The following is a 13,092-nucleotide window of genomic DNA, read 5'->3' as shown; positions in this document are numbered from 1 at the left end:
ACAGTCCACAGTTGAAGTTGGACTGTTTTTTTGTTGGGAAGAATTCCGAAAAGGGGAGCAGAAGTCATGAATAGAGGATAGGATCCGCGCATAGGGGGGAGGAGTCCGCGCATAGAGGGTAGGAATGCGCGCATAGGGAAGAGGAGCCCGCGCATAGGGGAGAGGAATGCGCGCAAAGAGGGTAGGAAGTCGCGCATAGGGGAGAGGAATGCGCGCATAGAGGTGAGTCAGCCGCGCATAGGGGAAAGGAAGTCGCGCATAGGGGAGAGGAATGCGCGCATAGAGGTGAGTCAGCCGCGCATAGGGGAGAGGAATGCGCGCATAGAGGTGAGTCAGCCGCGCATAGGGGAAAGGAAGTCGCGCATAGGGGAGAGGAGCCCGCGCATAGAGGGTAGGAAGTCGCGCATAGGGGAGAGGAGCCCGCGCATAGAGGGTAGGAAGTCGCGCATAGGAGAAAGGAGCCCGCGCATAGGGGAGAGGAATGCGCGCATAGGGGAGAGGAAGTCGCGCATAGGAGAGAAGGCCCCGCGCATAGGGGAGAGGAGTCCGCGCATAGAGGTGAGTCAGTCGTGCATAGGGGAGAGGAGTCCGCGCATAGAGGTGAGTCAGCCGCGCATAGGGGAGAGGAATGCGCGCATAGGAGAAAGGATAGCGCGCATAGAGAAGCCGAAGCCGCGCATAGAGGGCAGTACCCCGCGCCTAGGGAAGTAGAACCCGAGCAGAGTGCCACTTCCGATGGCCTTTATAGAAATGCGTACCATCCGTTATCAAATAATTTTTTGACAAAACTTTCAAAAAGAGCGTTGAATTTTTTTGAAAACTTGTTATGATAGATTTATGCAAACGATTGCACGAAACGAAGAGAGGGATCAAGATGAAAAAAGTTTGGTGGAAGGAAGCGGTTGCGTATCAAATTTATCCGCGAAGCTTCATGGATTCAAATGGGGACGGAATCGGTGATTTACAAGGAATAATTTCAAGGTTAGATTACTTGAAGGATTTAGGGATTGATGTCATCTGGATTTGTCCGATTTTCCAATCGCCAAATGATGATAACGGTTACGATATTAGTGATTACCAAGCGATTTTAAACGATTTTGGTACAATGGAAGATTTTGATGAGCTTTTAGAAGAAGTGCATAAGCGTGGCATGAAGCTTATTTTAGATCTCGTCATCAACCATACGAGCGATGAGCATCCGTGGTTTATTGAGTCGCGTTCGTCAAAGGATAGCCCGAAGCGCGATTGGTATATTTGGCGTGATGGAAAGGGAGCGGATGAACCGAACAACTGGGAAAGTATTTTCGGAGGTTCTGCTTGGGAGTTTGATGAAGAGACTGAACAATATTATTTACACCTTTTCTCACGTAAACAACCGGACTTGAACTGGGAAAACGAAGAAGTTCGAAAAGCGTTGTATGACATGGTGAACTGGTGGCTAGATAAAGGGATTGATGGATTCCGTGTAGATGCCATTAGTCATATTAAAAAGGAAGATGGCTTACAAGATATGCCGAATCCAAAAGGGTTACAATACGTGCCTTCCTTTGATAAACATATGAATGTGAACGGTATTCACCGTTACTTAGAAGAATTAAAGAGAGAAACGTTTGCAAAATATGACATTATGACGGTCGGTGAAGCAAACGGTGTGAAGATTGAAGACGCAGACCTTTGGGTTGGGGAAGAGAACGGTAAATTTAATATGGTGTTCCAATTTGAGCATTTAGATTTATGGGATGCGAAAACGAAAAAACGCATCGATATCGTCGAGTTAAAGAAAGTTCTCACAAAATGGCAAAAAGGGCTAGAAAATAAAGGGTGGAATGCTCTTTACATTGAAAATCACGATATTCCTCGTATCGTTTCAACGTGGGGGAATGATGAGCAGTACTGGCGTGAAAGCGCTACAGCGTTAGGGGCAACGTACTTCTTTATGCAAGGAACGCCGTTTATTTACCAAGGACAAGAAATTGGTATGACGAATGTTCAATTCGAGACTATTGAGGAATACGATGATGTTCGTGACAAAAATTTATATCGTATTAAGCGGGCAGAAGGCGTTCCACACGAGGAGATTATGCAATATATTTGGGCTTCTTCACGTGACAACTCACGAACTCCGATGCAATGGTCAAATGAAAAGAACGCAGGATTTACGACAGGTAAACCATGGATCGGTGTCAACCCGAATTATGAAACGATTAATGTGAAAGCGCAAGAAGCAGATGCCAATTCTGTCTTATCGTTTTATAAGGAAATGATTCAACTAAAGAAAAACAACGATGTGTTTACGTACGGCACCTACGATTTACTAGTGGAAGATCATCCAGCGATTTTTGCTTATACAAGAACGTTAGATCATGAGAAAATAGTAGTTGTAAGCAATTTAAGTGAAAAGGACGCAACATTTACAAGTGAATTCACTGTGAAATATGAAGGGTTACTGCTTTACAATTATCCAGTTGAAATGCACGAGGCGTCGAAATCCATTACGTTAAAGCCGTATGAGGCGAGAGTATATCGCGTGTACGAATAAAAAGGAATAGGGTGGGGCGTGGAAGCGCTCTCCCTATACATAAATTTTTTTTACACTAAAATGCAAACGATTGCGCAAAATTTTAAATTAAATTGGAGGGATTACCCGTGAAAAATTGGCTTTCTTTTGATTTTTGGCAAAAGTTCGGAAAAGCGTTGATTGTCGTAGTGGCCGTGATGCCTGCCGCTGGTCTTATGATTTCGTTAGGAAAGTTAATTGCCATGACATCTGGTGATATTGCTTTCATTCAGACGATGGCTCGTATTATGGAAGACATTGGATGGGGAATCATAACGAATTTACACGTATTATTTGCTGTTGCGATTGGTGGATCTTGGGCGAAGGAGCGTGCAGGTGGTGCATTTGCAGCGTTATTAGCCTTCATCTTAATTAACCGAATTACAGGAGCCATTTTTGGCGTCAACCCAGATATGCTTCAGCAACCGGAAGCAACAGTTCAATCTTTACTTAATCAAGAGTTAGTTGTTAAAGATTTCTTCACTTCAGTATTTGGGGCACCTGCATTGAACATGGGTGTGTTTGTTGGGATTATTTCAGGTTTCTTAGGTGCGAATTTATTTAATAAATATTACAACTACGATAAGTTACCTCAAGCATTAGCGTTTTTTAATGGAAAGCGATTTGTTCCGTTTGTTGTCATTGTGTATTCCATTGGAGCAGCGATTGTGCTTGCATTTGTTTGGCCGTTTGTTCAAGGTCTATTAAACGACTTCGGTCGCTGGATTGCTTCGTCGCGTAACACTGCGCCTGTTATCGCGCCGTTTATTTACGGAACGTTAGAGCGCTTACTTCTTCCGTTCGGATTACATCATATGTTAACGGTTCCAATGAACTACACAGAATTAGGTGGAACGTACACGATTTTAACGGGAGATAAAGCAGGACAGACTGTTGCAGGTCAAGACCCGCTCTGGTTAGCATGGATTACGGACTTAAACAATTTACGTGCGGCAGGAGATATGGAAAGTTATAAGGCATTACTTGCTGAAGTCGTACCTGCTCGATTTAAAGTAGGACAAGTTATTGCGTCTACTGCATCTCTTTTAGGTATCGCCTTAGCGATGTATATGAATGTCGATAAAGAGAAAAAAGCGAAATATAAATCGATGTTTTTATCTGCTGGTTTAGCGGTATTTTTAACAGGAGTAACGGAGCCAATCGAATTTATGTTCATGTTTATCGCTCCGGTTCTTTATATCGTCTATGCCATCACAACAGGTATTTCATTTGCGATTAGTGATCTCATTAACTTACGAATTCATGCATTCGGATTTATCGAGTTGCTAACACGAACACCAATGATTGTCCAAGCTGGTTTAGTGCGCGACTTGATTAACTTCATCGTGACATGCGTTGTGTTCTTCTCTGTAAATTTTGTGGTCTTTAACTTCTTAATTAAGAAATTCAATATTCCTACACCAGGTCGTGCAGGAAATGACATTGATGCGGAAGAAGGAAAAGGACAAGCAAGCGGAGCAAGCAAACAGTCAGGCTTAGCGGTTGAAATTATCGCGTTATTAGGTGGCGAAGAGAATATTGAAGATGTCGATGCGTGCATGACGCGCCTACGTGTGACTGTCAAAGATGTATCAAAGGTTGCAGAAGAAGCGAGATGGAAAGAGCAAGGAGCGCTCGGACTAATCGTAAAAAACAAAGGAGTCCAAGCTATTTACGGTCCAAAAGCAGATGTGCTAAAATCTGACATACAAGATTTGCTAGGAGCGTGAGCCCTTTGAAACTACTAACCTTAAACTGTCACTCATGGCATGAAGAAAATCAACTTGCTAAAATCGAATGGCTAGCTCGTGCCATCGTTCAAAATGATTATGATATCATTGCCTTGCAAGAAGTGAGTCAAAAGGTGGGGGGAACCCCGATTCACCTACAAGTGAAAGAAGGTAACTACGCGTACGTATTGTGGCAAAAAATAAAAGAATTGGGGGGACATTCTTATCATTTGCATTGGGATCTATCCCATCTCGCGTATGAAAATCAATACGAAGAAGGCCTAGCCATTTTATCGAAAGTCCCATTTGAGGAGACATCTTCCTTTTACATCTCACAAAGTCACAATATCGAGCAATGGAAATCTCGTAAAATCGTCAAAGCAACCGTAAAAATGAACGGGGAAAACGTTTCCTTTTATTCCTGTCATTGCGGTTGGTGGCATGATGAAGAAGAGCCTTTCAAAAATCAAGTCGACCAACTAATGAATTATATTCCGAATGATGAGTGGGTCTTCTTAATGGGAGACTTCAATAACAGTGCTCATATTCGAGGAGAAGGCTACGACTATTTATTAAAGCAAGGCTTCTATGACACGTACGATCTTGCAGAAGAAAAAGACGAAGGTATTACAGTAAAAGGAAAGATTGCTGGATGGGATCAAAACAAACAAGATCTTCGAATCGATTTGATCCTAACGAATCGAAACATTCCAGTTCAATCTTCAGCTGTCATCTTTAATGGATTGAATCATCAGATCGTCTCTGATCATTATGGAGTGGAAGTTACACTATAAAAGCTGTCCGTTTTGGACGGCTTTTTTGTTGTTACAGAAAGTTTAAGTTCAATAAAGTGTTAAAGTATTCTCTTTACAGCTTTTTTGTGTCTAGCTCCAAGCGCCATCGGCTCGGGTCGCTTTGGCCCTGCGCTTTTTCTGTGAAAATAAAAATTACCTATGAGCTGAATAATCTATCATGATAGGTAGATGGTAGAAAGGAAACCCCGGGGAGAATAAATTTTCATGTCCGGGGTGTGAGTGTAAAATCATGTATGTTTCTTATTTACCTATAGAACTTTAACTCCATTCGATGTAAACACTTTTTTGTTTAACTAATTATAGAAATTATTCGCTATCTGAGTAATACCTGTTTTGTAAGATAAATAGTTTGAATAGAATTTTGGAAATAAGATTAGAGCAAGTATCATTGCGCACCCTCTTAGTAACCTTTTTCTTTTAAATTGTTTGTTATAAGGAGTTCTGATTAACGAGGCTATCGAGAGGTTTAGGTCGTTTATTACGAACGCTTAATTAGTGTTTAAGTCCTCTAGAGCAGATCCCGTATCTGCTTTCTTCACTTTTCATACTTCATCAATCTTCGTCTTTTGAAAAACGATACCTTTCTTATCATCCCCCTAAACATTCCCACCCCTCCCGAATGGATTTCAACAGGTAAATCAAGTAAAATATAGATAGAATAAAAGAAACGGATACGACGGCAATTGGGACAAGCATTGTCCCTTTTTCCATGTGTGAGGGGAGAGAATAGGATGCCAGTTCGATTTCGGTTAGGTCGTTCGGGAACCGGAAAAACGACGAAAAATTTGCAAGAAATAAAGGATCGTTTAAGACAAGATCCTTTGCGTGGACCGGCGATTATATATTTAGTTCCAGATCAGATGACGTTTGCGATGGAGTATGAGCTTGTAAAAGATTCGAGCTTAAACGGTATGGTCCGGGCGCAAGTGTTGAGCTTTAGTCGATTGGCATGGCGCGTGTTACAAGAGACGGGAGGCACAAGTCGCACGCATTTGACATCGACGGGAATTCATATGATGCTTCGGACAATTATTGAAAAAAAGAAGCATGAGTTTAAAGTGTTTACGAAAGCGAGTGATAAAACAGGCTTTATCGACCATGTGGAGCAAATGCTTACGGAGTTTAAGCGGTACATGGTAACGCCAGAAGAATTGAAAGCAAAAAGCGAACAATTTGAGCGCAATGATCTTCAGTATGAAAAGGCACTTGGAGATAAGTTGCATGATTTACTTCTTCTTTACCATGAATTGGAGAAGGCATTGGCGGATAAGTATATTGACGCAGAAGATTATTTGAAGCTACTCAGAGAACAATTGCCGAAGTCTTCTTATGTGAAGGATGCGATTGTTTATATTGATGGGTTTCATAGTTTTACGCCGCAGGAGTACGAAGTGTTGGATGCATTGATGCAGACAGCGGGGGATGTAACGATTTCGTTAACGGCGGATAAGCCATTTCATGAACATTTACCACATGAGCTTCATTTGTTCCATATGACAGGGATGACCTATTATAAGCTTTCGGACATGGCGAGAAGTCACGGACTAGAGGTTGAGGAAGAACTGTTAACGGAGCTAGTTCGTTTTCAAGGAAAGCCTTCACTCTACCACATTGAGCAACACTTTGAGTCCCGTCCGACGAAAGCGTATGACGGGCCGACTGATGTCACAGTGGCTCAAGCGGTGAATAAGCGAGCGGAGGTTGAAGGGATTGCCCGAGAAATTACCCGTCTTGTACGCGAAGAAGGCGCGAGGTATCAAGATGTGGCGGTTTTAACTCGCAATATGGGACGTTACCAAGATTTAATTGAGCAAGTGTTTCAAGATTATGAGATTCCGTTTTTTATAGATGAAAAGCGCTCAATGCTCTATCATCCACTTATTGAATTTATCCGTTCTTCGCTAGAAGTCATCACGGGGAATTGGCGATATGAAGCGGTGTTTCGTTGCATTAAGACTGAGCTTTTATATCCGTTAGATGTCGCTAAACCGGTGATGCGCGAGCAGATGGATCGGTTAGAAAACTATTGTTTAGCTTATGGAATTCAAGGGTCAAAGTGGACATCGGATGAGCGATGGACGTACCGTCGTTACTACTCACTTGACGATCATTATGTTAAAACGGATGAAGAACAGGAAATGGAAGACCTCGTGAATGACTTGAAACAGATGATTGTTCCTCCGATTGAAAAGTTGCGAGGACGTCTGAAACGAGCAAAATCCGGTCGAAAAATGGCTGAAGCACTCTTTTTGTATTTAGAAGAGCTTCACATTCCTGAAAAGCTTCAAAAGATGAGCGAGGAAGCGGAAGCAAAAGGTCGCCTTGTTGAAGCGAGAGAGCATCAACAAGTATGGAATGCGGTTATGAATCTACTCGATGAATTCGTAGAAATGATGGGAGAGACAAACCTTTCCATGTCCTTATTTTCGGATGTATTGGATGCGGGGATGGAGTCGATGAAGTTTGCGCTCGTTCCACCAGCGATTGACCAAGTGCTCATCGCAAGCCTTGATCGTTCCCGTTTTTATGGGCTTAAAACGACGTTTATCATCGGGGTAAACGACGGTGTGTTACCGGCTAAACCGAAGGAAGACGGTGTCTTATCCGATGAAGACCGCGAGCTTTTATTTCATAGTGGACTGACGTTAGCTCCGACAGCGAAACGACAGCTACTAGATGAAAATCTTCTAATCTATTTTGCGTTAACGAGCGCTTCAGAGCGGTTATATATCACGTATCCGCTAGCGGATGAAGAAGGGAAAGCGCTGCTTCCGTCGATGATTATTCATCGTTTGCGCGATTTGTTCCCGGATTTACATGAAAAGGTGTTTATGAGTGAGCCAGAGGAGATGGATGAAGAGGCGCAGCTGTCGTTTATCATTAATCCGAGTGTGGCGCTATCTCATTTAACCGGGCAGCTTCAAAGCTGGAAGAAGAAATATCCGATTCACGATGTATGGTGGGACGTTTACAACTTCTTTATGGAAGATGAATCGTGGAAGCTTCGGAGCTCAAAAGTCATCGGGAGCCTCTTTTATCACAATGAAGAAAAGCCGCTCGATGATGGAGTGAGTCGCAAACTTTATGGCGAGAGCATTAAAGGCAGTGTATCGCGAATGGAGCAATTCCGCAGTTGTCCGTTTTCGCACTTTGCCTCTCACGGCTTGAAGTTAAAAGAGCGCGAAACATTTCGCCTCCAAGCGCCAGATATTGGACAGCTATTCCATGCAGCACTCAAGTTAATGGCCGACCGTATGAAACAGCTAGAAGTGGATTGGCGTGACTTGACGAAGACGCAATGTGAAAAGCTTTCTTTTGACGCAGTCGAGCAGCTTGCACCGAAGCTTCAACGCGAAATTTTATTGAGTTCAAACCGTCACCATTACTTAAAACGAAAACTGCAAAAGATTATGACGCGTGCTTCTTCAATCTTAAGTGAGCATGCAAAAATGAGTGGGTTTGCCCCGGTCGGCATTGAACTAGGATTCGGAAAACGAGAAGAGTTGCCGCCATTTCGCTTTACGTTGCCAAATGGTGTCACGATGGAAGTGATTGGTCGAATTGATCGCGTTGATAAAGCCGATGGCTCCCAAGGGACACTTCTTCGTATCATTGATTTTAAATCAAGTGATAAATCGCTTGATCTAACAGAAGTGTATTACGGACTTGCGTTGCAAATGCTCACGTATTTAGATGTCGTGATCTCTCATTCGAAATTATGGCTTGGTGTAGAAGCCACTCCGGCTGGTGTGTTATATTTCCATATTCATGATCCGTTTATTCAAACGAGCGGGCAGCTGAGTGATGACATCATTGAAGAAGAAATTTTAAAAAGCTTTAAAATGAAAGGGTTGCTGCTTGGAGATGAGGAAGCGGTGAGATTAATGGACCAAACGCTTGACCACGGTCGCTCGAACATCATACAAGCCGGTTTAAAAAAGACAGGCGGCTTTTATTCGTATTCGTCGATTGCGAGTGAAGAAGAATTTGAATTACTAAGAAAGTACGTGCGCAAGGAATTTGTACAAATTGGAACGGACATTACAAATGGTACGGTCTCCATCAGTCCGTACAAATTAAAAGATAAAAAGCCATGTACGTATTGCTCATTTAAATCGGTTTGTCAATTTGATGAATCGTTAGAGGATAACGAATTCCGCAACTTGAAACCGTTGAAACCTGAAGAAGTACTTGAAGAGTTGAGAAAGGGCGATGGCGATGAATGACTTGATACCGAAACCAGAAAATTCCCAGTGGACAGATGACCAGTGGAAGGCGATTGTTTCCTCCGGTCGAGATATTTTAGTCGCAGCAGCTGCTGGTTCGGGAAAAACCGCTGTTTTAGTCGAACGCATTATTCGAAAAATCATTTCAAAAGAAAATCCGGTGGATGTAGACCGTTTATTAATTGTGACGTTTACGAATGCATCAGCCGCTGAAATGCGAAACCGAATTGGGGAAGCGCTCGAAAAAGCATTAAAAGAAAATCCAGCCTCCCTTCATTTAAGAAGGCAATTAACGCTTTTAAACAAAGCATCGATTTCAACGCTTCATTCCTTTTGTTTGAACGTTGTTCGGAAGTATTACTATAAAATTGACCTCGACCCAGGTTTTCGCATTGGTGATTCGACCGAAATTGAACTGTTAATGGATGAAGTGCTAGATGAATTATTTGAAGATGAATATGGAAACGAAGCGAATGAAGCGTTTTTTGACCTTGTGGAGCGATATACGAATGACCGTTCTGATACAGATTTACAAAGCTTAATTCGTTCGCTCTATTTGTTTTCGCGTTCTCATCCAACACCTGAAAAATGGCTAGATGAGATGGTGAGCCTTTATAACGTGAAGGAGAACGATTCGATTGAGGACCTTCCGTTTTTCCGCTATTTACAAAAAGATGTTTATATGCAGTTAACAGGCGGGCTAGATCAATTAAAGCGAGCGCTTGATATTACGAAACACCCGCAAGGTCCCGCTCCACGGGCGGAAAATTTACTCGATGACATCTCACAAATAGAGGAGATGATTCAAGCAGCGTCTTGGCAAGAATTACAGCGGAGAATTCAACAATTTAAACCGACGCGAGCAAAACCGTGTAAAGGTGATTTGTACGATAAAGCGTTAATCGATCGCGTGACGAAAATGCGAGATGAAGTGAAAAAGCAAATTCAAAAGCTCGCAGACGAATTATTCCATCGAGACGTTTCGTACCATATTCAAGACTTGCAAAAGATGGCGCCTGTCATCCAGGAGCTTGTGAGACTTGTGAAAAAGTTCGGTCGATTATTTGAAGAAATGAAAAAAGAAAAGGCTATCGTCGATTTTTCGGATTTAGAGCATTATTGCTTAAACATTTTAGCGACGGAAGATGAAAATGGTACGCTCACACCGAGTGAAGCGGCTATCGATTACCAGCAGCAATTTACGGAAGTTCTGGTCGATGAATACCAAGATACGAACCTTGTTCAAGAAGCCATTTTGAAACTCGTGACAAGTGGTGAAGAAGCAAGTGGAAATTTATTCATGGTTGGCGATGTGAAACAGTCGATTTACCGATTCCGTTTGGCTGAACCGTTTCTTTTCTTATCGAAGTATAAGCGGTTCACGCCGGAAGGGACGGGGACAGGTCTTCGCATTGATCTAGCCAAAAACTTCCGTAGTCGAGCTGAGATATTAGACAGCACCAATTATTTATTTAAACAGGTGATGGGAGAACAGGTCGGTGAAATTGAATACACACTAGATGCGGAATTAAAACTTGGTGCTGATTATCCAAAGAGTGACCTCATGCAAACGGAACTATACATGATTGACCAAGCGGAACAAACGGAAGTAGAAAACCCGTTAGAGGAAGAAGATTTAGGTGCTGCTCAGTTGGAGGCACGGCTAATCGCGAAAAAAATTAAAGAGATGGTGCAGCAAAAATTCCCTGTATATGACCGGAAGCAGGGGAGAACGCGTCCGATTACGTACCGCGATATCACGATTTTACTTCGCGCCATGCCGTGGGCACCACAAATGATGGAAGAATTTAAGCAACAAGGAATTCCTGTCTATGCGAATTTATCGACTGGTTATTTTGAAGCGACGGAAGTATCCGTCATGATGTCGTTATTAAAAGTCATAGATAACCCATATCAAGATATTCCACTTGCGGCTGTACTTCGTTCACCGATTGTTGGTTTGAGTGCGAATGAGCTTGCGATGATTCGAGCTGAACACAAAAAAGGAACATTCTATGAAGCGCTTCAAGCGTTTCTACGTGAATCCGGAGAAGAGACTCGTTCCATTGAAGGAAAAGTAAATCCATTCATTGCCCAACTGCAAAAATGGCGAGACTTAGCTCGAAAAGGACCGGTTTCAAATCTCATTTGGCAATTGTATCGCGATACACACTTTTTTGACTTTGTTGGGGGAATGCCGGGTGGCAAACAGCGTCAGGCGAATTTGCGCGCCTTATATGATCGCGCACGCCAATATGAGTCCACTTCCTTCCGTGGATTATTCCGATTCCTTCGCTTCATTGAACGGATGCAAGATCGGGGAGATGATTTAGGAGCTGCGCGTGCGTTAGGAGAACAGGAAGATGTTGTACGCATGATGACCATTCACTCCAGTAAAGGATTGGAGTTTCCAGTCGTATTTGTGGCGGGGCTTGCCAAATCATTTAACTTAATGGACTTAAACCGCAAATATTTGCTGGATAAAGAATTAGGTTTTGCTTCGAAATATATCGATCCGAAAAAACGAATTAGTTACCCAACTCTTCCGCTTATCGCGATGAAAAAGAAAATGAAAATGGAGCTGCTTTCGGAAGAACTCCGAGTCCTTTACGTTGCGTTAACACGTGCAAAGGAAAAATTAATCTTAACAGCGACGGTGAAAGAAGCTGAAAAGGTAGTGAACGACTGGCGACAACATATAAACCATCCAGAGTGGTTATTACCGGACTTTGACCGTGCGAAAGCGAAATGCTATTTGGACTGGATTGGTCCTGCGCTCATTCGTCATCAAGATGCGTACGTTCTTCGTGAAGAAGAGCTCACCCTTGACCATGAAGTGGTAACATATCCTGCTTCGTTTACGGTCGAGCTTATGCACCATTCCGCATTTGTTGCAACGGAAGAAGAGGAAAAAAGAGAGCTAGAAGAAAGATTACAAGCATTACAAAACCGAACGATTGTCCCATCAGATGATCGCTTTAAAGAACAAGTCGTAACCCAATTAACGTGGCAATATCCCCATAAGGATGCGACGACTTATCGTTCGAAGCAATCGGTATCGGATATTAAACGGGCGAATCAACGCTTTCAAGATGAATACAGCGGGCAAATGTCGTTCCAATCATCGTTTTTGTATGACCGACCGACATTCATGCAGGAAAAATCGCTTTCTGCTGCGGAAAAAGGGACGGCAACTCATACTGTCATGCAACATTTAGATTTCAACGAGTCATGGACGGAAGAAAAGCTTATGAACTTTGTAACGGATCTTGTCCAAAAGGAATTGCTAACAACCCATCAAGCAGAGTCTGTTCAAGTTGATGCGATTTACCAATTCCTTCAATCTGACTTGGGAGAGCGGCTAAAACGGGCGAACGTCGTTCATCGTGAAGTTCCGTTCAGTTACGCTCTTCAAGCAAAAGAGTTGTATAATGACCCAACCAATACCTTCCAAGATGAAGTGGTGTTAGTTCAAGGGGTTGTCGATTGCTTGTTTGAAGATGAAAACGGACTCGTGTTAGTCGATTATAAGACCGATACGATTCATGGGAAATTCCGTTCTATGGAAGACGCCATTCCAACGTTAACGAAACGATACAACATTCAGTTGAATTTATATGCTCGGGCCATTGAAGAGATTACGAAGGAAGACGTTGTGGAAAAGTATTTATACTTTTTGGATGGGCCGCTCACAATCAAGCTATAAGAAGAGGCAGTTTGCTTCTTCTTTTTTGAGCTATTAGAACTTATATCACTTTTACTAG

General features: G+C 42.7%; 5 protein-coding genes. All 5 read left to right on the top strand.

The features are described from left to right. Nucleotides 1–874: 874 nt before the first annotated feature. The 5 genes from ML543_RS03725 (at nucleotide 875) to addA (ending at nucleotide 13,034) form a co-directional block, all read left to right on the top strand. Nucleotides 875–2,539, top strand: a complete 1,665-nt coding sequence (locus ML543_RS03725; protein WP_243385791.1) for a glycoside hydrolase family 13 protein — start codon at nucleotides 875–877, stop codon at nucleotides 2,537–2,539. Between the two features lie 107 nt (nucleotides 2,540–2,646). After that, complete coding sequence (locus ML543_RS03720; protein WP_243385790.1) at nucleotides 2,647–4,287, top strand: PTS transporter subunit IIBC; 1,641 nt, start codon at nucleotides 2,647–2,649, stop codon at nucleotides 4,285–4,287. Between the two features lie 5 nt (nucleotides 4,288–4,292). Further along, on the top strand, nucleotides 4,293–5,081 hold the full coding sequence (locus ML543_RS03715; protein WP_243385789.1) for an endonuclease/exonuclease/phosphatase family protein: 789 nt from the start codon (nucleotides 4,293–4,295) through the stop codon (nucleotides 5,079–5,081). Nucleotides 5,082–5,833: 752 nt separating this feature from the next. After that, a complete protein-coding gene (gene addB, locus ML543_RS03710; protein WP_243385788.1) occupies nucleotides 5,834–9,328 on the top strand; it encodes a helicase-exonuclease AddAB subunit AddB in 3,495 nt (1,164 codons plus the stop codon). Beyond that, nucleotides 9,321–13,034, top strand: coding sequence for a helicase-exonuclease AddAB subunit AddA (addA, locus tag ML543_RS03705; protein WP_243385787.1), 3,714 nt, complete (start codon nucleotides 9,321–9,323; stop codon nucleotides 13,032–13,034). The genes addB and addA overlap by 8 nt, the downstream gene beginning before the upstream one ends. The last annotated feature ends 58 nt before the right edge of the window (nucleotides 13,035–13,092 follow it).

Source organism: Bacillus kexueae, assembly GCF_022809095.1.
In the GTDB taxonomy this organism is placed as follows: domain Bacteria; phylum Bacillota; class Bacilli; order Bacillales; family Aeribacillaceae; genus Bacillus_BZ; species Bacillus_BZ kexueae.
Note: the sequence above shows the minus strand (reverse complement) of the source record. Positions and strands in the feature narration are given on the sequence as shown.

Coding starts and splice junctions, on each gene's coding strand:
- addB (WP_243385788.1), top strand. CDS start 5,834: ATGCCAGTTCGATTTCGGTTAGGTCGTTCGGGAACCGGAAAAACGACG.
- addA (WP_243385787.1), top strand. CDS start 9,321: ATGAATGACTTGATACCGAAACCAGAAAATTCCCAGTGGACAGATGAC.
- ML543_RS03725 (WP_243385791.1), top strand. CDS start 875: ATGAAAAAAGTTTGGTGGAAGGAAGCGGTTGCGTATCAAATTTATCCG.